This is a genomic window from Bradyrhizobium sp. AS23.2, from assembly GCF_001908185.1.
GTDB lineage: Bacteria > Pseudomonadota > Alphaproteobacteria > Rhizobiales > Xanthobacteraceae > Bradyrhizobium.
This window is the reverse complement of the sequence record NZ_LGHM01000060.1, coordinates 15,179-36,687: the sequence shown is the minus strand read 5'-3', so window position 1 is coordinate 36,687 and position 21,509 is coordinate 15,179. Positions and strand designations below refer to the sequence as shown.

The 21,509-nt window shown below is 63.5% G+C and carries 25 protein-coding genes; 14 read left to right on the top strand and 11 right to left on the bottom strand.

Annotation, left to right across the window (positions count from 1 at the left end; genetic code table 11):
• The first annotated feature begins 31 nt into the window (after positions 1–31).
• The 4 genes from rplS (at position 32) to AC630_RS14435 (ending at position 2,969) form a co-directional block, all read left to right on the top strand.
• A complete protein-coding gene (gene rplS / locus AC630_RS14450) occupies positions 32–412 on the top strand; it encodes a 50S ribosomal protein L19 (protein ID WP_074119181.1) in 381 nt (126 codons plus the stop codon).
• Positions 413–739: 327 nt separating this feature from the next.
• The gene (gene leuC, locus AC630_RS14445) at positions 740–2,146 is read left to right on the top strand and encodes a 3-isopropylmalate dehydratase large subunit (protein WP_074119180.1); all 1,407 of its coding nucleotides are present in this window, start codon (positions 740–742) and stop codon (positions 2,144–2,146) included.
• 93 nt (positions 2,147–2,239) lie between these two features.
• Complete coding sequence (locus tag AC630_RS14440) at positions 2,240–2,449, top strand: hypothetical protein (protein WP_074119179.1); 210 nt, start codon at positions 2,240–2,242, stop codon at positions 2,447–2,449.
• Between the two features lie 274 nt (positions 2,450–2,723).
• A complete protein-coding gene (locus tag AC630_RS14435; RefSeq protein ID WP_074119178.1) occupies positions 2,724–2,969 on the top strand; it encodes a DUF1330 domain-containing protein in 246 nt (81 codons plus the stop codon).
• 50 nt (positions 2,970–3,019) lie between these two features.
• Here the strand turns inward: AC630_RS14435 and AC630_RS14430 are convergent, their stop codons facing one another.
• Together AC630_RS14430 and AC630_RS14425 are read right to left on the bottom strand one after the other, a co-directional pair.
• The gene (locus AC630_RS14430) at positions 3,020–3,283 is read right to left on the bottom strand and encodes a hypothetical protein (RefSeq protein ID WP_074119189.1); all 264 of its coding nucleotides are present in this window, start codon (positions 3,281–3,283) and stop codon (positions 3,020–3,022) included.
• Between the two features lie 47 nt (positions 3,284–3,330).
• Entirely contained in the window at positions 3,331–3,609 is a 279-nt protein-coding gene (locus tag AC630_RS14425) for a hypothetical protein (RefSeq protein WP_074119177.1), read from the bottom strand.
• Positions 3,610–3,866: 257 nt separating this feature from the next.
• On the opposite strand from AC630_RS14425, the gene AC630_RS14420 reads away from it, so the two are divergent.
• From AC630_RS14420 to AC630_RS14405, 4 genes are all read left to right on the top strand, one after another.
• Entirely contained in the window at positions 3,867–4,265 is a 399-nt protein-coding gene (locus AC630_RS14420; RefSeq protein ID WP_074119176.1) for a metallopeptidase family protein, read from the top strand.
• 166 nt (positions 4,266–4,431) lie between these two features.
• Positions 4,432–5,037: a 3-isopropylmalate dehydratase small subunit gene (gene leuD, locus AC630_RS14415; RefSeq protein ID WP_074119175.1), complete on the top strand. Its 606-nt coding sequence runs from the start codon at positions 4,432–4,434 to the stop codon at positions 5,035–5,037.
• A 139-nt stretch (positions 5,038–5,176) separates the two neighbouring features.
• Positions 5,177–5,962 (top strand): glycosyltransferase family 32 protein, encoded by a 786-nt coding sequence (locus AC630_RS14410; RefSeq protein ID WP_074119174.1) that lies wholly within the window; start codon positions 5,177–5,179, stop codon positions 5,960–5,962.
• Between the two features lie 254 nt (positions 5,963–6,216).
• Entirely contained in the window at positions 6,217–6,636 is a 420-nt protein-coding gene (locus AC630_RS14405; RefSeq protein ID WP_074119188.1) for a DUF6455 family protein, read from the top strand.
• 54 nt (positions 6,637–6,690) lie between these two features.
• Here the strand turns inward: AC630_RS14405 and AC630_RS14400 are convergent, their stop codons facing one another.
• Both AC630_RS14400 and AC630_RS14395 read right to left on the bottom strand, forming a co-directional pair.
• Entirely contained in the window at positions 6,691–7,440 is a 750-nt protein-coding gene (locus AC630_RS14400) for a hypothetical protein (RefSeq protein ID WP_074119173.1), read from the bottom strand.
• A 218-nt stretch (positions 7,441–7,658) separates the two neighbouring features.
• Positions 7,659–8,540, bottom strand: coding sequence for an HpcH/HpaI aldolase/citrate lyase family protein (locus AC630_RS14395; RefSeq protein WP_074119172.1), 882 nt, complete (start codon positions 8,538–8,540; stop codon positions 7,659–7,661).
• Between the two features lie 169 nt (positions 8,541–8,709).
• Here AC630_RS14395 and AC630_RS14390 point away from each other — a divergent pair, with 169 nt between their 5' ends.
• Positions 8,710–9,354, top strand: coding sequence for a carbonic anhydrase (locus AC630_RS14390; RefSeq protein ID WP_074119171.1), 645 nt, complete (start codon positions 8,710–8,712; stop codon positions 9,352–9,354).
• 129 nt (positions 9,355–9,483) lie between these two features.
• Here AC630_RS14390 and AC630_RS14385 read toward each other — a convergent pair whose 3' ends face one another.
• Positions 9,484–10,518 (bottom strand): aspartate-semialdehyde dehydrogenase, encoded by a 1,035-nt coding sequence (locus AC630_RS14385; protein ID WP_074119170.1) that lies wholly within the window; start codon positions 10,516–10,518, stop codon positions 9,484–9,486.
• A gap of 116 nt (positions 10,519–10,634) precedes the next feature.
• On the opposite strand from AC630_RS14385, the gene AC630_RS14380 reads away from it, so the two are divergent.
• Together AC630_RS14380 and AC630_RS14375 are read left to right on the top strand one after the other, a co-directional pair.
• Positions 10,635–11,429, top strand: a complete 795-nt coding sequence (locus AC630_RS14380; protein WP_074119169.1) for a hypothetical protein — start codon at positions 10,635–10,637, stop codon at positions 11,427–11,429.
• Positions 11,430–11,585: 156 nt separating this feature from the next.
• Entirely contained in the window at positions 11,586–11,948 is a 363-nt protein-coding gene (locus tag AC630_RS14375; RefSeq protein ID WP_074119168.1) for a hypothetical protein, read from the top strand.
• 145 nt (positions 11,949–12,093) lie between these two features.
• On the opposite strand, the gene leuB is transcribed toward AC630_RS14375, so the two are convergent.
• Positions 12,094–13,206 (bottom strand): 3-isopropylmalate dehydrogenase, encoded by a 1,113-nt coding sequence (leuB, locus tag AC630_RS14370; protein ID WP_074119167.1) that lies wholly within the window; start codon positions 13,204–13,206, stop codon positions 12,094–12,096.
• A gap of 245 nt (positions 13,207–13,451) precedes the next feature.
• Between leuB and AC630_RS14365 the strand changes: the two genes are divergently transcribed.
• A complete protein-coding gene (locus AC630_RS14365) occupies positions 13,452–14,651 on the top strand; it encodes a YbfB/YjiJ family MFS transporter (protein WP_074119166.1) in 1,200 nt (399 codons plus the stop codon).
• 119 nt (positions 14,652–14,770) lie between these two features.
• Here the strand turns inward: AC630_RS14365 and AC630_RS14360 are convergent, their stop codons facing one another.
• The 4 genes from AC630_RS14360 to AC630_RS14345 form a co-directional block, all read right to left on the bottom strand.
• Complete coding sequence (locus AC630_RS14360; protein WP_074119165.1) at positions 14,771–15,553, bottom strand: molybdopterin-binding protein; 783 nt, start codon at positions 15,551–15,553, stop codon at positions 14,771–14,773.
• Positions 15,554–15,567: 14 nt separating this feature from the next.
• The gene (locus AC630_RS14355) at positions 15,568–16,197 is read right to left on the bottom strand and encodes a cytochrome b/b6 domain-containing protein (RefSeq protein WP_074119164.1); all 630 of its coding nucleotides are present in this window, start codon (positions 16,195–16,197) and stop codon (positions 15,568–15,570) included.
• A gap of 183 nt (positions 16,198–16,380) precedes the next feature.
• A complete protein-coding gene (locus AC630_RS14350; protein ID WP_074119163.1) occupies positions 16,381–16,935 on the bottom strand; it encodes a fasciclin domain-containing protein in 555 nt (184 codons plus the stop codon).
• A 390-nt stretch (positions 16,936–17,325) separates the two neighbouring features.
• On the bottom strand, positions 17,326–18,087 hold the full coding sequence (locus tag AC630_RS14345; protein ID WP_074119162.1) for an SDR family oxidoreductase: 762 nt from the start codon (positions 18,085–18,087) through the stop codon (positions 17,326–17,328).
• A gap of 86 nt (positions 18,088–18,173) precedes the next feature.
• Here AC630_RS14345 and AC630_RS14340 point away from each other — a divergent pair, with 86 nt between their 5' ends.
• Together AC630_RS14340 and AC630_RS14335 are read left to right on the top strand one after the other, a co-directional pair.
• Positions 18,174–19,703 (top strand): malonate--CoA ligase, encoded by a 1,530-nt coding sequence (locus AC630_RS14340; RefSeq protein ID WP_074119161.1) that lies wholly within the window; start codon positions 18,174–18,176, stop codon positions 19,701–19,703.
• 20 nt (positions 19,704–19,723) lie between these two features.
• Positions 19,724–20,221: a DUF3658 domain-containing protein gene (locus tag AC630_RS14335; RefSeq protein ID WP_074119160.1), complete on the top strand. Its 498-nt coding sequence runs from the start codon at positions 19,724–19,726 to the stop codon at positions 20,219–20,221.
• Positions 20,222–20,229: 8 nt separating this feature from the next.
• On the opposite strand, the gene AC630_RS14330 is transcribed toward AC630_RS14335, so the two are convergent.
• Positions 20,230–21,090 carry a sulfite exporter TauE/SafE family protein gene (locus tag AC630_RS14330; RefSeq protein ID WP_074119159.1) on the bottom strand — a complete coding sequence of 287 codons (861 nt, stop codon included), beginning with the start codon at positions 21,088–21,090 and terminating at the stop codon, positions 20,230–20,232.
• Between the last annotated feature and the right edge of the window lie 419 nt (positions 21,091–21,509).

Below are 21,509 nucleotides of genomic sequence, written 5' to 3'. Positions count from 1 at the left end.
CAAGGCTGGGCGCGCCGATGGAGATTTACCCATGAACCTGATCAAGCAGCTCGAACAAGAGCAATTCGACAAGCTCGCCGCCGGCAAGGACATTCCGGAGTTCGGTCCCGGCGACACCGTGATCGTCAACGTGAAGGTCGTCGAAGGCGACCGCACCCGCGTGCAGGCCTATGAGGGCGTCTGCATCGGCCGGTCCGGCGGTGGCCTCAATGAGAGCTTCACCGTCCGCAAGATTTCCTACGGCGAGGGCGTCGAGCGCGTGTTCCCGGTGATGTCGCCGATGATCGACTCGATCAAGGTGGTGCGCCGCGGCAAGGTGCGTCGCGCCAAGCTGTATTATCTCCGCAGCCTTCGCGGCAAGTCGGCCCGCATCGTCGAGAAGCAGGACCGCGCGGCTGCCGTCGGCGAGTAATTTCCGCCCACCAGGCAAGTTTCGAAAAGCGCGGGGCCCAACCCCGCGCTTTTTTGTTGCGTCAGCCGTGCGCGTCAAAGCTCTCGCGCTTCCAATTCGGCCTGCTATATATTCCTAGAATGTTTCCAGATCTGACCAGCCTCTCGTCCGTCAAGCGCATCGTCATCGACGATCGCTCGCGGCTGCCTGGCCGGTTCTTCGGACGCTTCGCGACCTCGGCAACGTCAGAGCTTACGCGCGCAGCCTAAAAGCTGCGCTGACGATTCAGTTGCCCGCGCGCCAGCCGCGCAAATCCGCTTACACAACATTCCTTCGGAGCTGACGCTCATGTCCAAGCCGGCCACACTGTACGACAAGATCTGGAACGACCATCTGGTGCACGAAGCCGAGGACGGCACCTGCCTGCTCTATATCGACCGCCATCTGGTGCACGAGGTGACCTCGCCGCAGGCGTTCGAAGGCCTGCGCGCGACGGGACGCAAGGTGCACGCGCCCGAGAAGACGCTCGCCGTCGTCGACCACAACGTCCCCACCACCGATCGCACCAAGCCGAACCCGGATCCGGAGAGCATCGAGCAGATCAAGGCACTCGCCGACAACGCCAAGGAATTCGGCATCGAATATTACAACGAGTTCGACAAGCGCCAGGGCATCGTCCACGTCATCGGCCCCGAGCAGGGCTTTACCCTGCCCGGCACCACCATCGTCTGCGGTGACAGCCACACCTCGACGCATGGCGCGTTCGGCGCGCTCGCGCATGGCATCGGCACGAGCGAGGTCGAGCACGTGCTGGCGACGCAGACGCTGATCCAGAAGAAGGCGAAGAACATGCGCGTCACCGTCGACGGCAGATTGCCAGAGGGCGTGACGGGCAAGGACATCATCCTGGCCATCATCGGCGAGATTGGCACCGCGGGCGGCACCGGCTACGTGCTGGAATATGCCGGCGAGGCGATCCGTTCGCTGTCGATGGAAGGCCGCATGACGGTCTGCAACATGTCGATCGAAGGCGGCGCGCGCGCCGGCCTCGTCGCGCCCGACCAGAAGGCCTACGACTTCCTGCGTGACCGTCCGAAGTCGCCGAAGGGTGCGGACTGGGATGCGGCGATGCGCTACTGGGAGAAGCTGCGCTCCGACGAGGGCGCGCATTTCGACCACGAGCTGCGCCTCGATGCTGCCAAGCTGCCGCCGATCGTGACCTGGGGCACGAGCCCCGAGGACGTGATCTCGGTTACCGGCATCGTGCCCGATCCGGACAAGATCGCGGACGAGGCCAAGCGCATCTCCAAGCACCGCGCCTTGAAGTACATGGGCCTGACGGCGGGGACGAAGATCACCGACATCAAGCTCGACCGCGTCTTCATCGGCTCCTGCACCAACGGCCGTATCGAGGACTTACGCGCCGCCGCCAAGATCGCGGAAGGCAAGCAGGTCTCGGCGAGCGTCAATGCCATGGTCGTGCCGGGCTCCGGCATCGTGAAGGAGCAGGCCGAGGCTGAAGGTCTGGACAAGATCTTCATCAAGGCCGGCTTCGAATGGCGCGAGCCGGGCTGCTCGATGTGCCTCGCCATGAACCCGGACAAGCTGAAACCGGAAGAGCGCTGCGCCTCGACCTCGAACCGCAACTTCGAGGGCCGCCAGGGCTTCAAGGGCCGCACTCACCTCGTCTCTCCTGCAATGGCCGCCGCAGCGGCGATCGCAGGTCACTTCGTCGACGTCAGGGACTGGCGCTGAGCCACTCCCTGCAATTGTAGCGATCGCGGCAAACCGCCGTTAATCGGCATCGCCGACATTGCGTCCTCGCGACGGTTTCGCGGGGACGCAGCCATGGCCAACAAGCCTGAATATGTCGACCTGATCAGCGAGGCGACCCGCCAGCACCGGCGGCGTGCAACGCCCTTGCGCATCGTCGCCAAGCCCGAGGTCGCGGAGACCTCGCGCCTCAGCCGCTGGCCGCCGGCGATGTTCAAGCAGTGGAAGCTCGAGAACCTGACACGATGGAAGTCCGCGTCGTGGAAGCTGAAGGACTGGCTTTAGCCCCGCTCTCCGTCATGCCCGGGCTCGTCCCGGGCATCCACGTCTTGTTGCACCGGCAAAGAACGTGGATGGCCGGGACACTTAATGCGACGACGCGCCTCGCGCTTTTGCCCGGCCATGACGCTCAACGAGCAGCTTTCGTTACCAATAGCGGTATGGATGGTGCCAGCGATGGCAGGTGCCAGCGGCTCTTGCGGTCCGCACGAATCCCGGATTTCGCTACCGCTCCATCCGGGCTACAGCGCGCAGCGCAAAGGCAAAAGGAATTTGAGAAATGACCGTCTACGCGATTGCGCAGTTGAAGATGACGGACCGCGCGGCCTATGACCGCTATCAGGCGCGGTTCTTCGACGTGTTCAAAAAATTCAATGGACGGCTGCTTGCAGCGGACGAACATCCGCGCGTGCTCGAAGGCGCATGGCCGCATGACAAGCTCGTCATGATGTCGTTCCCCGACGAGGCCGCGTTTCTCGCCTTCTCGAACTCGCCCGACTACGAAGAGATCTCGCGCGATCGCTAGGCGGGCGCGCAGGCGACCGTGTTGCTGGTCAAGGGATTTGCGCCGGACGGTTAGCGCCACCACGGTCCATAGCCGAGCACGAAGGGTGCGGGCACGCCGTAGGGATAAGGCCGGTAGTAGACAGGCCGCGCGTAATAATGCGGATCATGGGGCGGATAGGTCCGCGCAACGTCATGGTGTCGTGCGTGCCGTTGCGCACCGAAAACCGCTGTCCCGGCCGAGGCATCCGGAATCCTCGCGCCCTGCGCCGCGGAAGCGCGAGACAAACCAGCGACAAGCCCCACGACAACCGCCAATGCAATCCATTTCGCCATGACGACCTCCGCCCTCAACATGCGGGCATCACACGATCGCCTGCAAGTCAGCCCCGGCGCCAGTAGCAGCTCATGCGCGGCACGATCACCGTGCCGCTGGGCCGGTATTCCTCCACATAGGTCGCGTTGCACTCGCGGACCGCGTCGGGACCCGGGTCGTAACGCGGATAGACGCCGTCCGGGGTGTAGTAGGGCGTGACGCGCAAGCGCGCCGGGGGCCGCTTGCGCGGCGGCGGGGCGTCTGGCGAGGCCGCCTGGGCCAGCCGGATTTCGGGGACGGCCGTCTGGGCTTCCGCGCCGACGCAAAATTGCGAAAACAACCCCATGCAAAGTAGAACTGCTGTTCCCGCCCGCATCGTACCACCCACCTGAAACGTCCCCATCGAGGTGCCGTACGCTCCCCGTTTTGGCGGCGCCCGTCAACCTCGCCGCGCTTATAAAGCCGGATGCATCGCCGGGGAACCCGCGCTAGAGCCATTTCCGTTCCGATGGAATCGGAACGGGGCTCTAGATTCTTGTTTTAACGCGTTTTCTTTACGCGAACCGGTATCCACTTCGCTCGAAAACGTTTTAAGAGAAGCCCATGTGGACGAAATTGAAAGCACCCTCGCTCGCCGAAATGGAAGCGATGGCTCATGACGTGTTCGAACGCCTGCCGACGGAGTTTCGCAGGCTGTGCGAGGGGGTGATCCTCCGCGTCGACGACTTCCCGAGCGAGGAGGTCCTGGACGAGATGGAATGCGAGAGCGAGTTCGACCTGCTCGGCCTGTTCCAGGGCGTCGGCCTGCCGCAGCAGAGCCTTGGCGACGTGGCGCGGCTGCCCAACATGGTCTGGCTCTACCGCCGGCCGATCCTGGACTACTGGGCCGAGCACGACGAGAGCCTGGGCCACATCGTCCGTCACGTCCTGATCCACGAGATCGGCCACCATTTCGGCCTCTCGGACGACGATATGGCGGCGATTGAGGCGCAAGCAGACTAGGAGCGGCCCCTCTTCACCTCTCCCCGGCGGGGAGAGGTGAAATCCCGATGCCGCATCGGTTCAGCCCTCAAACCCGGCAGACTAGATCTGCCGAATTCGGCCTAGGATTCGGCCACCGATCGCGATAAATACCGGTTCCCCTGAACCACCCCGGGAAAGCGCAACCATGGACAAATTCACCACGCTGGAAGGCGTCGCGGCGCCGCTGAAGATCATCAATGTCGACACCGACATGATCATTCCGAAGCAGTACCTCAAGACCATCAAGCGCACCGGCCTTGGCAAGGGGCTCTTCTCCGAGCAGCGCTACAAGGACGATGGCAGCGAGAACCCGGACTTCGTGCTGAACCAGCCGGCCTATCGCGATACGAAGGTGCTGGTCGCCGGCGACAATTTCGGCTGCGGCTCGAGCCGCGAGCACGCGCCCTGGGCGCTGCTCGACTTCGGCATCCGCTGCGTGATCTCGACCTCGTTCGGCGACATCTTCTACAACAACTGCTTCAAGAACGGCATTCTGCCGATCCGCGTCAGCCAGGAAGACCTCGACAAGCTGTTCGACGACGCCGAGCGCGGCGCCAACGCGACGCTGACGATCGACCTGCCGAACCAGGAGATCCGCGGCCCCGACGGCGGCAAGGTGAAGTTCGAGATCGATCCGTTCCGCAAGCACTGCCTGATCAACGGCCTCGACGACATCGGCCTGACGATGGAGAAGAAGTCCTCGATCGACACCTACGAGGAAAAGCTCAAGCGCGAACGCGCCTGGGCCTGATCGCATATTGCTTGAGCATGATCTTTCCGGAAAACCGCGGCACACTTTTCCGAATCATGCTCTAGTTTCGGTTCAAGCCCCGGTGCGACGCGCGCCGGGGCTTTTTCTTTGCCCTGATTTTCCCTTATAGCTTCCGCTCATGCTGCCCGACATCGTCACCTTCTGGCATGGCCCGATGGATGCGCTGCGCCAGACCTGTCTGCGCTCGCAGCTCGCGGCCGGCCACAAGATCACGGTCTACAGCTTCGACACCATTCCCGGCCTGCCCGCCGGCATCGCGAACGCGGATGCCGAGGCGATCCTGCCGCATGCATTCTCCGAGCGATTGCGGCCGCCGCAGCCGGACGGCAGCTGGCGCGACTGGACCACGCTCCAGTTCAGCGACTTCTTCCGCATGAAGCTGATGGCGAAGGGACTCGGCCTTTGGCTCGATGCCGACGTGCTGCTGCTCAAGCCGGTCGAGATCGACCCGACAAAACCCTACTTCGCCTGGGAGCGGCCGCGCCAGCTCGGCAATTCCGTGATCTATCTTCCGCCCGGGCACGGCATCGTTGCCGCCTTCGAAGAGCTGATGCAGCAGGAGGAGCTGACGCCGAACTGGCTGTCGGTGCGCCATCGCATCACCTTTGCGATGCGTCGCCTGCGCGGCGGCTCGAACCGTCTCTCGGATGTTCGCGTTGCGCTCTTTGGGCCGGCAGCGCTGACGGCGCTGGCCCGTCGCACCGGTGAGTTGAGATGCGCGCTGCCGAAGCAATCCTTTTACGCGGTGCACGCCGAGCCAAAACTGTTCTTCGAGCCGTCGAGCTATCTCGGCCTCGTCACTAACCCCGAGATTATCGGCCTGCACATCTCGCCCAAGGGACGCGGCGGCCAGCCACCGATTCCGGGCAGCCTGTATGCCTGGGCGGCGGAGCGATTCGCGTAGCTCTTGTGCCCCGGACGCGGTGCGGCGCGCAACGCTGCTCCGCAGAGCCGGGCCCCAGTTCGCGACATGGGCCCCGGCTCAGCAGCGCACCACCATAGCGCGTCGAAGACGCGCGTAAACGCGCTTTTGGGCTGCGCCGCGTCCGGGGCACGAGATCAGTTTCCTTGGCTCATTCCAATTTGATCCAGCGCAACGCGTTTCTGCACCATGGTGCCTAATCTCGCTCCAGTTCCGCCGTTCGAATGGAGCTTTCCATGAGCACCGCAAGCAAGCCTTATCCCATCGTCCAGGACCTCATCGAGTCCTTTGCCGCTTGGCTGAAGCATCACCGCGAGCTGAGCGAGATGCGGCAGCTCGACCGTACCAATTTCGACCGGATTGCCAGCGATCTCAGGGTCGCGCCGGATGATCTGGAGGAATTGGTCCGTCACGGCCGCCACGCCGCCGATGAGCTGCCGAAAATGCTGGAGCAGCTCGGCATCAGCGCGGAGCGGCTGGCACAGACACAGCCGCTGGTCTTGCGCGACATGGAGCGGGTCTGCTCGCTCTGCAATCACAAGGGACAGTGCGACCGCGACCTCGCCGATGGCACCGCCGCGGAGAACTATCACGGCTATTGCGCCAACGCGTTGACGCTGGAGTCGCTCGATCGCGCAGACGTCGCGCCGCACTGACAGCGTCGCATTCATGCGGCGCTCTGACCTAAATGGCTTCGCTTGCCCTGGAGATCAGAAGCCAGCAGTTTCGTTCATGTAGAATGTGTTGAGGATCGACACTCGATCCCGATCAGTCTTGATCGGCGGACGACCGTGCCAGCTCATCCTGGTCAACGAGTGATAGGCCTTCAGAACCACGAACGCGTATCCGACATTGGGCAGAAACGGGATCGTTTTCACAGGCTCCAGACAATAAGAGCCAACATGAAACAGTCCCTTGAGGGACGCCTTATAGAGCGTCGTCCCCAAAGCTTCCCGGCTGGCGTCGGCCGGGCAATAAAGCTGCATCGTCACAACCTTCTTGCGCGTGTCCGGATGCGGCTTGATCTGATATCCGTCCCTGTCCACGTAAACCACCGGCTTTGCGACCAACTTCAAATCGGCGGCACTTGGCACCTTGTCGCCACGGGCACGAATCTCGAGCCCGTCATGCAGTCTCTTTCGGATGGCCCGCTCGATGCTCTCCGAGGTCAACATGGCCGACACCGCAGCCCATTGAGGCCGCAGAGACGGATCGATCTTCTCGACGTTCTCGCCGTAGAGGCGCAGCGCCATGCGGGTCCCTGTACCCGTGATCGGATCGTACCCCTGAGTGGGGACGCTCCGTATCAAGTCACGGTAAAGATCCTTCGGAAAGAAATTACCGAAAACGATGTGAGGGAAGGGCGAAGAAAAATGATCGGCGGCTTCGATGCTCGCGACCGCGTGCGCGGTGAGCGCGTCGACCAAGCGGGTATGAACAGTCTCCGCAAGTGCTGCCATGAGGACCCCCCCAGAGCACGCTTGAAGCTTATCAGTCCAATTGCCTCCCAACCAAATGCAACCATACCATGTAATGATGCATCTTCCAGCCTGGTGCTCATGCGAGCCAACCATAGCCCCCCGTGCAGGACGATCACGTTTGCATGAACGAGCACGGCGAAGGCCTCTGTTGCCGCCGCCTGTAGCACGGCCTGAAGGGGTGATTATCCCTTCATCCTTCAGCCCTTGCTCATCGCGGCGATCGCATCCGCGATTTCGATCGTGCGCCGCGCCATGTCGGCGTGCAGGCGCTCCACCATCGCACCATCGAGCCGGATCGCACCGCGTGACACGTTTTCCGGCAACTCGAAGGCCGCGATGATTTTTCGCGCGCGGGCGACCTCCTCTTCGGGCGGCGTGAAGATCGCATTGCAGGCCTCGATTTGCGACGGATGGATCAGCGTCTTGCCGTCGAAGCCGAGATCGCGGCCCTGCGCGCATTCGGTGGCGAAGCCATCGGAATTGGCGATGTCACTGTAGGGGCCATCGAGGTTTTCGAGGCCGTGGGCGCGCGTTGCCAGGATGCAATGGGTGATCATCGGGATCATCGCAGCGCGGCCCGGCATCATCTTGATGCGCGTTTCCCGCGAGATGTCATTGGGCCCGAACACGAAACCCGACAGACGCGTCTTCGGATCGCGGCCGGCCGCGGCCAGCTCCTCGGCGTGCAGTACCGCACGCGCGGTTTCGATCATGGCCCAGACTCTGACGGTTGGCGCCGCGCCAAGCTCGGCGAGGCGACGGCCGATCATGTCGAGGTCCTCGACGCTCGAGACCTTTGGAACCAGGATGCCGTCCGGCGACGCCTTGGCGGCCATCGCGACGTCCTCTGCCCACCAGGGCGTGTCGAGGCCGTTGGTCCGGATCAGGATCTCGCGTTTGCCGAAGCCCTTGGCCGCGATCGCGGCGGCGATCTGGTCGCGCGCCACCGCCTTGGCGTCGGGGGCAACGGAATCCTCAAGGTCCAGGATGAGGCCATCGGCGGCCAGATTGCGCGCCTTGTCGAGCGCGCGGGGGTTGGAGCCGGGCATGAAGAGATGGCTGCGGCGCGGGCGGGTCATGCAAGCGTTCCTTCCGGTTTCCTCGGGCGTGTTCTAGAGCATGATCCGGAAAAGTGTGCGGCGGTTTTCCGAAAAGATCATGCTCAAACAATAAGCCGGAGCCGATAGCATCTGGCATGCCTATTCGAAAGGCTTGTTCGCTCCTGCGGTATATGGTTAGGCATAGGCCATGATCACATTCCCGAAGCACTTGCTGGAAGGCTACAAGGCCTTCGCCACCCAGCGGCTGCCGGCCGAGCAGAGCCGCTATCGCGAGCTGTCGGTGAAAGGGCAGTCGCCGGAAGTGATGGTGATCGGCTGCTGCGATTCCCGCGTCTCACCCGAGGCGATCTTCGATGTCGGCCCGGGCGAGCTGTTCGTCGTCCGCAACATTGCCAACCTCGTGCCGGTTTATCAGCCCGACGCCAACGCGCACGGTGTCTCGGCCGCGCTGGAATATGCCGTGACGGTGCTGAAGGTGAAGCACATGGTGATCCTCGGACATGCGCAGTGCGGCGGCATCCGCGCCTTCGTCGACAAGATCGAGCCGCTCACGCCCGGCGACTTCATCGGCAAATGGATGCAGATGTTCATTAAGCCCGGCGAAGTTGTCGAGCAGCGCGCCCACGAGACCATGGCGCAGTTTGTCGAGCGCATCGAGAAGGCCGCAGTGTTCCGCAGCCTGGAAAACCTGATGACGTTCCCGTTCGTGCGGAAGGCGGTCGAGGGCGGCGAGATGCAACTGCACGGCGCCTATTTCGGCGTCGCGGAGGGGACCTTGTTCGTGCTCGACAAGTCGACGAAGGAATTCAAGAGCGCGCGAAGCGTGACTTGATTTCGTAGGGTGGGTTAGCCCCGCGGCTGCGCGAAGCGCAGTCGCTCGGCGTAACCCACCTCTTTGGTTTCCGCGGTGACAGAAGCGGTGGGTTACGCCTTCGGCTAACCCACCCTACGGAGGCTCGGCTTACGCCGCCTTCTTCTTCGCGCTGATCAGCTTGCGGTTGATCAGCACTTCCGCGATCTGGATCGCGTTGAGCGCCGCGCCCTTGCGCAGATTGTCGGACACGCACCACAGCACGAGGCCGTTCTCCACCGTCGCGTCCTCGCGGATACGGCTGATATAGGTGGCATCCTCACCGGCCGCTTCATACGGCGTGGCGTAGCCGCCGGGCTCCTGCTTGTCGATGACGAGGCAGCCGGGCGCCTTGCGCAGGATGTCGCGCGCTTCATCCGCCGTAATCGGATTCTCGAACTCGATGTTGACGGCCTCGGAATGGCCGACGAACACCGGCACGCGCACGCAGGTCGCGGAGAGCTTGATCTTGGGATCAAGGATTTTCTTGGTCTCCGCCATCATCTTCCACTCTTCCTTGGTGTAGCCGTCCTCCATGAAGACGTCGATGTGGGGGATGACGTTGAAGGCGATGCGCTTGGGGAATTTCTTCGCGATCAGCTCGTCATTGGTGTAGACGGCCTTGGTCTGCGAGAACAATTCGTCCATCGCGTCCTTGCCGGCGCCCGACACCGATTGATAGGTCGAGACCACGACGCGCTTGATGGTCGCCTTGTCATGCAGCGGTTTCAGCGCGACCACGAGCTGCGCGGTCGAGCAGTTCGGGTTGGCGATGATGTTCTTCTTCTTGAAGCCCGCCGTCGCGTCCGCGTTCACTTCCGGCACGATCAGCGGCACGTCCGGATCCATGCGCCAGGCCGACGAGTTGTCGATCACGACCGCGCCGGCGGCGCCGATCCGCGGCGACCATTCCTTCGACACCGAACCGCCCGCCGACATCAGGCAGATGTCGACGTCGGAGAAATCGTAATGCTCGAGCGCTTTGACCTTCAGGGTGCGGTCGCCATAGGACACCTCGACGCCGACGCTGCGGCGTGACGCAAGGGCCACGACCTCGTCCGCGGGGAATTTGCGCTCATCGAGGATGTTGAGCATTTCCCGTCCGACATTGCCGGTCGCGCCGACGACTGCGACTTTGTAACCCATCGTTCACTCTCCGATGAAAAAGCCCGTTCCTGAAGCTGACGCTTAAACAGGAGGAGCAGCGCTTCTATGCGAGAACCGGCCTCAAGACAACGTTGGACCATGCCTCAAGGCCGTGGATGCAGTCGCTCGAGGCCGGCACGGCCGTACCCCCCACCAGGACCGCCGTCCACCTGGCGCTGGCCGGCTTCGCCGACGAGGTCGTCGGCACGCTGGCGCACCTGTTCGCCTATGTGGGGGCGCTCGCCCTGTTTGCCATCCTGGCCCTCGCAGCGCTCGGCCAGCTGCCTGATATGCGGGACGATGAGCCCGCGCCGCAGCCGGGCTGGAGCGTGGCCGACCGTTCGCATCCGGCCTTCGCCCTCAGCCGGATCGATTCATCAGAAAAAACAGCCTCTTACACCATCCTCCGGCATCCCGAAGGCGGCCGCAGGGACGTGATGCGCTGGACCGGCGAGGCGGACAAGCCTCTGGCTGAGCTCGACATTTACCGGGAAGGCGCCGAATTCGACGTGGCTCGTCCGGCGACCGCGGACCTGGCCGTCCAGATGGGCCTGGGAGCGGCCACCCCGCTCGAGCAAGCCGGTCTGATAGATACGAAATTCGGCCCCGTCGCCCTGTTCCGGCCAATCGGCACGGCGGAGGGGGCGCGGGCGTGCCTCGGCTATCTCAAGCGCAGCGAGGAGCCGGCGCTGCAGATCTCCGGCTTCTCCTGCCAGGGCGGCACCCTGCCCGCGCACCGCGCGGCGATCGCCTGCACGCTGAACCGGCTGACACTTTTGACCTCGGGCAACGAGCCGAAGCTGGCGGAATTGTTCGCCCATGCCGCGCTGAAGCGCAGGGGTTGCGCCCCGGCGGGCTCGTCGGACTGGCTGCTGGGTGCCGCGGACGCGCAATTGCGCGGAGCGCTTTGATCGGCATCAAGCTCAAGTGGCTGGTATTGATGCAACTTTTGCCGGCGCGCACGATTATTCCGCCCTGGTGTGACCGAATAGACCTAGTTGCAGCCGCCCTGGCCGGACTAGTATGGGGTGAAATCGACTGGCGGCATGCCGCCTGAAGGGGACGTGATGAGCTCGAAATTCTCTGCCGCGAACAAATTGGCGATCTGGCTTGCGGCGGGCGCCGTCGTCGCCGTGGGCTTTGCAACGTCGGCTTCGGCCGAGACCAGGAAGCAGCGCAATGACGGCGCGAGCGGCCCCAACACGGTCTATCAGCAGGGACGCACCCGCATCTATGTGAGCAAGCGCTCCTGGCTCGACGGTGGCACCGAGGTCAATCCGGGCGATCGCAAGTTCATGGATTACGCGTATCCGCCGGAGATCGGCTATCCGACCTTCGCACGCGAGAACAACAACCGTCCGATCGATCGCCAGCCGCTGAGCACGCCGGCCGATGTCGGCGGCTACCCACGGAATTTCCCGCTGTACTGAAGCGGACGTAGTGACCGAATCAAATGGCCGGGCTCGCGCCCGGCCATTTTTGTTTGTGATGAGGCCTTGTAGGGTGGGTTAGCTGTGCGGCTGCGCGAAGCGCGGTCCGCGCGGCTAACCCACCCTACGATGGCGGCGCTTGCCGTTACGCGTGCAGCTTCTGCAATTCCTTCAGGATCGCTTCGCCCATCTGCGTGGTCGACGCGGCCGTCGTGCCTTCCGACTTGATGTCGGCGGTGCGCAGGCCGCTGGCGAGCACGGCGGCGATCGCGGCATCGACCTTGTCGGCCAGCGCGCCCATGTCGAAGGAGTAGCGCAGCGCCATGCCGAAGGACGAGATCATCGCGATCGGATTGGCGAGACCCTTGCCGGCAATGTCGGGCGCCGAACCGTGCACGGGCTCGTAGAGCGCCTTGCGCTTCTTGCTCTTGACGTCGACCTCGCCGAGCGAGGCCGAGGGCAGCATGCCGAGCGAGCCGGTGAGCATCGCCGCGATATCGGAGAGCATGTCGCCGAACAAATTGTCGGTGACGATGACGTCGAACTGCTTCGGCCACTTCACCAGCATCATGCCGCCGGAATCGGCGAGCTGGTGCTCGAGCGTCACGTCCGGATATTCGCGCTTGTGGACCTGCGTCACGACCTCGTTCCAGAGCACGCCCGACTTCATGACGTTGCGCTTTTCCATCGACGTCACCTTGTTGCGACGCTTCTTGGCGAGTTCGAAGGCGACGCGGGCGATGCGCTCGATCTCATAGGTGTCGTAGACCTGGGTATCGATGGCGCGCTTCTGGCCGTTGCCGAGATCGGTGATGGTCTTGGGCTCGCCGAAATAGACGCCGCCGGTGAGCTCGCGCACGATGACGATGTCGAGCCCCTCGATCGCCTCACGCTTCAGGCTCGAGGCGTCCGCCAGCGCCGGATAGCACACGGCGGGACGGAGGTTGGCGAACAAAGCGAGGTCCTTGCGCAGACGGAGCAGGCCGGCTTCGGGGCGCACCTCATAGGGCACCGCATCCCACTTCGGGCCGCCGACCGCGCCGAAAATCACGGCGTCGGCATCCTTGGCCTTGGCCATGTCGCCCTCGGAGATCGAGACCTTGTGCGCGTCATAGGCGGCGCCGCCGACGAGGCCGGTGTCGGTCTCGAACTTGGCAATGCCTGATACATTGAGCCAGTCGATCAGCCGCTTCACCTCGCCCATCACCTCGGGGCCGATACCGTCGCCGGGGAGCAGCAGCAGTTTGTGGGTCGCCATGGTCGATTCCTCTCAATCCTGTGTCGTCATTCCGGGGCGCGAGCACAGCGAGCGAGCCCGGAATCCATCGGGCCACAGCGCAAGCTGGAAAATGGATTCCGGGCCCGCGCCTATCGGCGCGTCCCGGAATGACGGTTCGGCCGGAGTGCTAGAGCGGCGTTGCGCGCTTGGCAAGACACCATTGCCGGGGCGCGGCTGTGCAAGACAGGCAGGGCCTGCCACTATGGCGATCGCCGGAGCACCCCTTGCACGCCCCTGACCGCCCCTCACCCAACCCGCATCCCGCGCGGCTGATCCTGACCATGTCGCTGGCCGCGACCGTCGGGCTCGGTATCGGCCGCTTTGCCTATGCGCTGGTGCTGCCCGACATGCGGGAGTCCCTCGGATGGTCATACTCGGCCGCCGGCTTCATGAACACCATCAACGCCGTCGGGTATCTCGTGGGCGCTCTGATGGCGTCCCGGCTGATCCAGCGCATCGGCTGGGCGGCCGCGATCCGCGGCGGAACCCTGGCCTGCGTCGCCGCGCTGGCGGTGTGTGCGCTGACCGGCAATTTCGTCGCGCTGAGCCTCGCGCGCCTCGTGCTGGGCCTCGGCGCCGCAGTCGGCTTCGTCGCCGGCGGCGCGCTGGCCGCGACCATCGCGCAGTCGCGCCCGGAGCGGGCCAATTTCCTCCTCAGCCTGTTCTATGCCGGGCCCGGCATCGGCATTCTCTCCTCGGGGCTGATCGCCCCGTTCACGCTCCAGTATTTCGGGCCGGGCTCGTGGTGGATCGTATGGTGGGCACTTACGCTGCTGTCCGTCGCGATGACGATCCCACTGTTCCTGATTCGCATCGAGAGCAGGGCGCGCTTCAACCAAGGCGCTCACGCCTCCTTCGCAATTCTTCCCGTGCTGATCTATCTCGCCGGCTACTTCCTGTTCGGCGCCGGCTACATCGCCTACATGACCTTCATGATCGCCTATGTGCGCGACGGCGGCGGCGGCGCCGCGGCGCAGGCCGCGTTCTGGGGCCTGATCGGCCTCAGCGCCTTCGTCACGCCCTGGGCCTGGCGCGGCGTGCTGGCGCTCGACCGCGGCGGACTTGCCACCGCGATCATCCTCGGCACCAACGCGCTCGGCGCGGCCTTGCCGATGCTTGGGCATTCGCCCGCGTGGCTCGGGGTCTCTGCGGTCGTGTTCGGCGTCGCATTCTTCGCCGTGGTCGGCTCGACCACGGCTTTCGTGCGCTTCAACTATCCGCCGGAGGTATGGCCGACCGCGATCGCCGCGATGACGATCTCGTTCGGCGTCGGCCAGACACTCGGCCCGATCGTGGTCGGCGCGATCACGGATGCGCTGGGCAGTTTGTCCTATGCGCTGAATGTGTCGGCGGCACTGCTGGCGTTGGGGGCGGTGGCAGCACTGTGCCAGCGAAAGGTGGGGCCGAAGGGTTCCGTGCCGTAGGGTGGGTTAGCCCTGCGGACTGCGCGAAGCGCAGACCGCTGGCGTAACCCACCATGCTTCCGCGTTTGCCGAACGAAGTTGGTGGGTTACGCCTTCGGCTAACCCACCCTACGAAGCCATCAGTTCCCGCTGAACGAATTGTAGCCCTGGTCTTCCCAGTAGCCGCCCTTGTAGTCGTTGGTGACTTCCATCGAGATCACGTATTTCGGGTTCTTGAAGCCGAGCTTGGTCGGCACGCGGATCTTCATCGGGAAGCCGTAGGCACGCGGCAGGATCTCGTTCGCGTATTTGAACGTCATCTGGGTCTGCGGATGCAGGGCGCTGCGCATGTCCAGAGGCGAGTTGTAGCCGTCCTTGTCGGCGCACTGGAACCAGACATATTTCGCGCGCGTGTCGGCGCCGATCAGCTTGAGGAAATCGCGCAAGGGGGTGCCGGTCCAGCTTCCGATCGCGCTCCAGCCCTCGACGCAGATGTGGCGGGTGATCTGCGACACCTGCGGCAGATTGTACAACTCGGGCAGCGTCCACGACTTCTTGTTGTCGACGAGACCGCGCACCTCGAGCTTCCAGTCATCGGCCTCGATCTCCGGCGCATCGTCGAGATCGTAATAGGCGTTGAACGGGAATGGCTTCGTGATCGCGCTCTCTGGGAAGGTCGGCGCCAGCGCATCGGGATTGAAGATGAAGTCCTGCACGGCGTCGTTGAATTTCGAGACCGTCTTCAGCATCTCCTCGGCCGAGGACGAGTCGATCACGTCGCAGCCGGTGAGCAGCGTCAGCGCGCCCAAGCTGGCGCCGCCCGCGATGAAGCGGCGGCGGGTGAGGTCCGGCATCGTCTTGATGGAGTCCTTGATCAGCAGCCGCTTATCGACGCCGGGGATCAGGAATGAACGCTTGGCCATGATGGTTCTCCTAATCAGCGGCCAATGATCATCGCCCGCAGGCTCTTCGGCACCAGCAGCGCAAGCAGGACGTGAATGACGAGGAAGGCGCAGATCGCGGCCATGCAGAAGAAGTGGACGTAGCGCGCGGTGGGATAGTCGCCGAATAGCATCACGAGATAGTAGAGCTGCACCGGTTTCCACATCGACAGCCCCGACAGCACGATCAGCACACCGACCACGATGATGCCGGCATAGAGCAGGCGCTGCACGTAATTGTAGACGGTGAGATCGTCATGGCCGAGCCTGAAGGTCAGCGCCGCCCGGACGTCGTGAAGCACGCCCGACGACGTGATCGGCAGCAGTTTTTTGCGGAAGCGGCCGGTGGCGAGGCCCGTGATGACATAGGCAAGGCCGTTGATCATCAGGAGCCACATCGCCGCAAAGTGCCAGAGCAGGCCGCCGCCGAGCCAGCCGCCAAGCGTGTACTCGCGCGGGAAGCTGAAACCGAACAGCGGCGAGGCGTTGTAGATCTGCCAGCCCGACAGGATCATCAGGATCATGGCCAGCGCGTTGACCCAATGCATGAGGCGGACCCAGGCCGGCTGGATCACTTTGGCCGGGGTAGCTGCGACCTGCTCGTCGATTACGGTGAGGCTCGACATGATGGTTCCGTCCTGAACGTCGTGTGTCGGTCAATATACGCCGATGCTTCCGCTTTCGTTACGCCCTGGCCGCGATCGAATCGATGCCGTCAGGCTGTCGTGGTCACAATAAAGCGAGCCGGGCGCCCCCGGCTCGCCGTTTCGTCGCATCCTGGTTTGGGGATGAAACAGGACGTCGCGGTGTTACGTCGCCGGCATCAGCACGGTGTCGACCACATGGATGACGCCGTTCGACTGGTTGACGTTGGAAATCGTCACCATCGAGGTGCCGCCCTTGGCATCGACGATCCAGGTCTTGCCGGCCTGCTTCTTCACCGTGAGTTCCTCGCCTTCGGCGGTCTTCAACTTCTTGCCATCGGTGAGGTCGGAGGCTTCGAGCTTTCCGGGCACGACATGGTAGGTGAGGATCTTGGTCAGCGTCGCCTTGTTCTCGGGCTTGACGAGATTGTCGACGGTGCCGGCAGGCAGCTTGCCGAAGGCGGCGTTGGTCGGCGCGAAGACAGTGAACGGACCCTTGCCTTCCAGCGTCGGCACCAGGCCGGCGGCCTTCACCGCCGCCACCAGCGTGGTGTGGTCCTTCGAGTTGACGGCGTTCTGGACGATGTTCTTCGAGGGGAACATCGCGGCGCCGCCGACCATGACGGTCTTCTGCTCGGCGCTGACCGGCGCAACGACGGTCGCGGTGATGGCCAGTGCGCTGAAGGCGGCGGCAGCGAGATAGGCAATACGCTTCGACATGGAGAGTCTCCCGATTGCATTGTGACCGGCAGTCGCCGGCGATTTGAGTTGGGCAACAACGACGGCTCGCGGCAGTCGTTACGTGAAGCAGCAGCGCCGTCGTTGGCCGAACTACGGGAGGTGTCGCGAGGCGGTTTCGAGGAATAATTTATTGTGATGCGTGAAACTATGCTGCGGCGTGTCCGTGTGGGGAAGCGCGATCCACACACTCCGCTGTCGTCCCGGACAAGGGCAGCGCCGATCCGGACCCATAACCACAGGGAGGAGTTGGGGCATGAGATGGCAACCACGAGTCTCCGCCAAACCACATCCTGTGGTTATGGGTCCCGGGCTCGCGACTTCGTCGCGCCCCGGGACGACGAGGAGAGATTGCGGCGCGGTCTACGCGTCTCAATCCCTGTTCGCGGGCGTCTGGATGAAACCGCGATTATGCGTCGGGCTGATCAGGAGCTCGTTGATGCAGACGCGCGGCGGCATCGACGCGATGAAAGCGATGGTGCGGCCGAGGTCTTCGGATTGCAGCATCTTGGCCTGCTCCTCCTCGCTCGGCACCACCGGGCGCAGCTTGAGGATTGGGGTCGCCACCTCGCCCGGCATCAGGCAGCAGGCGCGCAAGCCGTTGACGCCTTCGTCCATGTTGAAGGAATGGGTCAGCGCCAGCACCGCATGTTTGGTTGTCGTGTAGGCCGGGCCCGGCATCTTCGAGACATGACGGCCGGCCCAGGACGAGACGTTGATGATCGAGCCGTCCCGCTGCTTGCGCATCGTCGGCAGCACCGCGCGCATGCAATAGAGCACGCCGTTGAGATTGACCTGAACGAGCTTGTCCCAGCCCTCCAGTTCCATATCCTTCCAGCTCCGCTTGGGAACGTTGATGCCGGCATTGTTCACGAGCAGGTCGATACGGCCGTGCTTTGCGACGATCTGATCGGCCGCCTTCTGGGCTTCGCTGGCGTCAGACACGTCCAGCGCAATGGCCTCGGCCACCCCGCCGTCCCCAGTGATCTTCGCAACCACGGTATCCAGGGCGTCCTTGCGGCGGCCGGAGACCACCACCGTCCAGCCGTCGGCCGCGAGCGCCTCGGCGCCGGCCTCCCCGATCCCGCTGCCGCCGCCCGTGACCCAGGCCACGCGTTTCCCGTTTCTGGTCATGCCAACTGTCTCCGTTGCTTCATCGGGGCGGTTTTTGCTAATCCAGCCCTCGGTTTTGACCCGCCTTGCGGTCGAGGAAATCTTGCATGAACCAAGCAGCCAACGCCAACCTGTTTTCCCGCCTGTTCGACGGCCTCGACGATCCAAAGCGCCTCGCGATCGAAACGCATGCGTGCGCCCATATCAGCTATGGCGATCTGATCGCGCGTGCGGGCCAGATGGCGAACGTGCTGGTCGCGCGCGGGGTGAAGCCCGGCGACCGCGTCGCGGTGCAGGTTGAGAAGTCCGTCGCCAATATCGTGCTGTACCTCGCGACCGTGCGGGCCGGCGCGGTCTATTTGCCGCTCAACACCGCCTATACGCTGAACGAGCTCGATTACTTCATCGGCGACGCCGAGCCTTCGCTGGTGGTCTGCGATCCTTCCAAGGCGGAGGGGCTCGCCCCGATCGCCGCCAAGGTGAAGGCCAAGGTCGAGACGCTCGGGCCTGATGGCAAAGGCTCGCTGACCGAGGCCGCCGAGAAGGCGAACAGCGAATTCACCACAGTGGTGCGGGCGGGCGATGATCTTGCCGCGATCCTGTACACGTCGGGCACGACGGGGCGCTCCAAGGGCGCGATGCTGACGCACGACAATCTGGCGTCGAACTCGCTAAGTCTCGTCGACTACTGGCGCTTCACGGACACGGACGTGCTGATCCACGCGCTGCCGATCTACCACACCCACGGCCTGTTCGTGGCGACCAACGTGACGCTGTTCGCCCGGGCGTCGATGATCTTCCTGCCCAAGCTCGACCCCGACTTGATCATCAAGCTGATGGCGCGTGCCACGGTGCTGATGGGCGTTCCGACCTTCTACACGCGGCTACTGCAGAATCCCGCGCTGTCGCGCGACACCACAAAACACATGCGGCTGTTCATCTCGGGCTCCGCGCCGCTGCTGGCCGAAACCCATCGCGAATGGTCGGCGCGCACGGGACATGCCGTGCTCGAGCGCTATGGCATGACCGAAACCAACATGAACACGTCGAACCCCTATGACGGCGAGCGCGTGCCGGGCGCAGTCGGCTTCCCGCTGCCCGGCGTCTCTGTGCGGGTCACCGACCCCGAGACCGGCAAGGAATTGCCGCGCGAGGAGATCGGCATGATCGAGGTGAAGGGCTCGAACGTCTTCAAGGGCTACTGGCGCATGCCGGAGAAGACCAAGTCGGAATTTCGGCCCGACGGCTTCTTCATCACCGGCGATCTCGGCAAGATCGACGCCAAGGGCTACGTCCACATTCTCGGCCGGGGCAAGGATCTGGTGATCTCCGGCGGCTTCAACGTCTATCCGAAGGAAATCGAGAGCGAGATCGACGCCATGCCCGGCGTGATCGAGTCCGCCGTGATCGGCGTGCCGCATGCCGATTTCGGCGAAGGCGTCACCGCGGTGCTGGTCTGCAACAAGGGCGCCGATGTCACCGAAGCCGCGGTGCTGACGGCGCTCGACGGCCGGCTCGCCAAATTCAAGATGCCCAAGCGCGTCTTCGTCGTCGACGAGCTGCCGCGCAACACCATGGGCAAGGTGCAGAAGAACATTTTGCGCGATACGTACAAGGATATTTACACGAAGAAATAGGGGCGCAATCGGGGGGACGCATGAAACTCGAGCAAGCTGTCCGGATCAACCATCATCTCCTTGATGCGTGCGCGGCATTGGATCGGGCTCGAATGGCGATCGCGGGGCTTGGCAAAGCGGAGCGGATCAAGCTGGGAGACTGGCTCGACGGCGTCGTTGGCGCTTTAGAGGACGAGTTACTCCAGCCGATTTACGAACAGTATCCGGATCTGGAGCCCCCGAAGCCTGAGTGGGAGCCGCCCACAATCAGCAGCGAGCTAACATGGGATGATGTGCGCCTCCCACCAGCAGTGACTGAGGAACGGTTCGACGAGATCATTTTCTCGGCCATGAAACCGACTTGGCGGAAGACCGCCATGATGGTGGGTCTTGTGATGGACCGCTGCAAGGAACTGGAGTTGCCGATCAGTTACGAAATGATCGCAGCACGATTGAAGGTACTTGCGGACACCGATCGGATCGAAGGGATAGGCGATCTTCGGATGTGGCGGCACAGCGAAGTGCGATTGAAAGACTAATTCACCGACTACTGCCCGCCTACCAAACTCATCACAAACCGGCTGCCGACGATAAACAGATAGCAGCCGAACGCCACCTCCAGCGTCCGTTTCGACATCGCATGCGCGGCTCTCACACCTAACGGTGCGGTGACGAGGCTCATCGGCATCACCAGCACGGCGCCGATTAGCGAGACGTAACCGAGCGCGAAGGGGATTTGCAGGGCTGCGACGGCCGGATAGGTCGCCGCCGCCGGCCAGCCGGCGTAGATGTAGCCGAGCGCGCCGGGGATCGAGATTAGCACCGCGAGCGCCGATGAGGTCGCGACCGCCTGGTGGATCGGGCGACCGTAAAACGTCATCAGCAAATTGGAGAACAGGCCGCCGCCGATGCCCATCAGCGTCGACAGGATGCCGACGCAGAAGCCGTAGATGCGCATCAACGGGCCCTTCGGCAGATCGTCGCCAAACTTCCAGCCTTCGCGGGCAAAGATGAGACGCGCTGCGGCCGAATAGGCGACGCAGACGAACACGATCTTGAACAGCCGCTCCGGCGCGTAACGCGCGATGACGCTGCCGACGGTGACGCCGATCACGATCGGCAGCCACCAGACGCGGAGGATCGTCATGTCGACGGCGCCCCTCTTGTAGTGCGCCTGGAACGAACGAATCGATGTTGGAATGATCACCGCGAGCGAAGTGCCAACGCAGAGCGGCATCCGCACCTCGAGCGGCACGCCGGCGATGCGGAAGCATTCGTAGAACACCGGCACGAGAATCGCGCCGCCGCCGATGCCGAACACGCCGGCCAAAAATCCCGAGAGCGCGCCGGTTGCGATCAACAACAACGCGAGCTCGACGATCTCCTTGATATCAAGACCTGCAATCACCCCTGACCTGCCCCGGCGACTGGTCGCAACTTCTCCGAGACATCCGTTCGGAAATGGCCGCGCGCCAAGCTGTAGGCGATCTGGTGCGTCGGGTCGACACGTCGTGCCTCCCGGCTGGGGTGGAATGCAGGGTGCGCATATCCGTCGACCGGCTCGAAATCGGACCACAGAACGGCTGGCGAGCTCTGTCGGGAGAAGCACATGGGCTCGCAGGCCCCATGAACTGACTGGTTCGAACTGTGAGCGGCCAGCGGCGACTTAGAGCCGTTCCAATAGTGATTTCAATGCGCCTCAGCCACTCTGAGAAAGAATGAGTTAATATTCCGATCTTCGTCGGCGCACCACTGCTCTGGTATACCAAGCCTCTGATTGGCCTTGGTTCATCAAGGCTCTAGAGCTGAACCCCAATTCGATTTATG

Bases quoted from the DNA above. Each gene is read 5' to 3' on its own strand.
- AC630_RS14420 (WP_074119176.1), top strand. From the start codon at position 3,867: ATGTGGACGAAATTGAAAGCACCCTCGCTCGCCGAAATGGAAGCGATG.
- AC630_RS14405 (WP_074119188.1), top strand. From the start codon at position 6,217: ATGAGCACCGCAAGCAAGCCTTATCCCATCGTCCAGGACCTCATCGAG.
- AC630_RS14340 (WP_074119161.1), top strand. From the start codon at position 18,174: ATGAACCAAGCAGCCAACGCCAACCTGTTTTCCCGCCTGTTCGACGGC.
- AC630_RS14400 (WP_074119173.1), bottom strand. From the start codon at position 7,440: ATGGCAGCACTTGCGGAGACTGTTCATACCCGCTTGGTCGACGCGCTC.
- AC630_RS14435 (WP_074119178.1), top strand. From the start codon at position 2,724: ATGACCGTCTACGCGATTGCGCAGTTGAAGATGACGGACCGCGCGGCC.
- AC630_RS14355 (WP_074119164.1), bottom strand. From the start codon at position 16,197: ATGTCGAGCCTCACCGTAATCGACGAGCAGGTCGCAGCTACCCCGGCC.
- AC630_RS14430 (WP_074119189.1), bottom strand. From the start codon at position 3,283: ATGGCGAAATGGATTGCATTGGCGGTTGTCGTGGGGCTTGTCGCTGGT.
- AC630_RS14380 (WP_074119169.1), top strand. From the start codon at position 10,635: ATGCAGTCGCTCGAGGCCGGCACGGCCGTACCCCCCACCAGGACCGCC.
- AC630_RS14410 (WP_074119174.1), top strand. From the start codon at position 5,177: ATGCTGCCCGACATCGTCACCTTCTGGCATGGCCCGATGGATGCGCTG.
- leuD (WP_074119175.1), top strand. From the start codon at position 4,432: ATGGACAAATTCACCACGCTGGAAGGCGTCGCGGCGCCGCTGAAGATC.
- AC630_RS14425 (WP_074119177.1), bottom strand. From the start codon at position 3,609: ATGGGGTTGTTTTCGCAATTTTGCGTCGGCGCGGAAGCCCAGACGGCC.
- AC630_RS14375 (WP_074119168.1), top strand. From the start codon at position 11,586: ATGAGCTCGAAATTCTCTGCCGCGAACAAATTGGCGATCTGGCTTGCG.
- AC630_RS14360 (WP_074119165.1), bottom strand. From the start codon at position 15,553: ATGGCCAAGCGTTCATTCCTGATCCCCGGCGTCGATAAGCGGCTGCTG.
- leuB (WP_074119167.1), bottom strand. From the start codon at position 13,206: ATGGCGACCCACAAACTGCTGCTGCTCCCCGGCGACGGTATCGGCCCC.
- leuC (WP_074119180.1), top strand. From the start codon at position 740: ATGTCCAAGCCGGCCACACTGTACGACAAGATCTGGAACGACCATCTG.
- AC630_RS14440 (WP_074119179.1), top strand. From the start codon at position 2,240: ATGGCCAACAAGCCTGAATATGTCGACCTGATCAGCGAGGCGACCCGC.
- AC630_RS14395 (WP_074119172.1), bottom strand. From the start codon at position 8,540: ATGACCCGCCCGCGCCGCAGCCATCTCTTCATGCCCGGCTCCAACCCC.
- AC630_RS14390 (WP_074119171.1), top strand. From the start codon at position 8,710: ATGATCACATTCCCGAAGCACTTGCTGGAAGGCTACAAGGCCTTCGCC.
- rplS (WP_074119181.1), top strand. From the start codon at position 32: ATGAACCTGATCAAGCAGCTCGAACAAGAGCAATTCGACAAGCTCGCC.
- AC630_RS14350 (WP_074119163.1), bottom strand. From the start codon at position 16,935: ATGTCGAAGCGTATTGCCTATCTCGCTGCCGCCGCCTTCAGCGCACTG.
- AC630_RS14385 (WP_074119170.1), bottom strand. From the start codon at position 10,518: ATGGGTTACAAAGTCGCAGTCGTCGGCGCGACCGGCAATGTCGGACGG.
- AC630_RS14345 (WP_074119162.1), bottom strand. From the start codon at position 18,087: ATGACCAGAAACGGGAAACGCGTGGCCTGGGTCACGGGCGGCGGCAGC.
- AC630_RS14335 (WP_074119160.1), top strand. From the start codon at position 19,724: ATGAAACTCGAGCAAGCTGTCCGGATCAACCATCATCTCCTTGATGCG.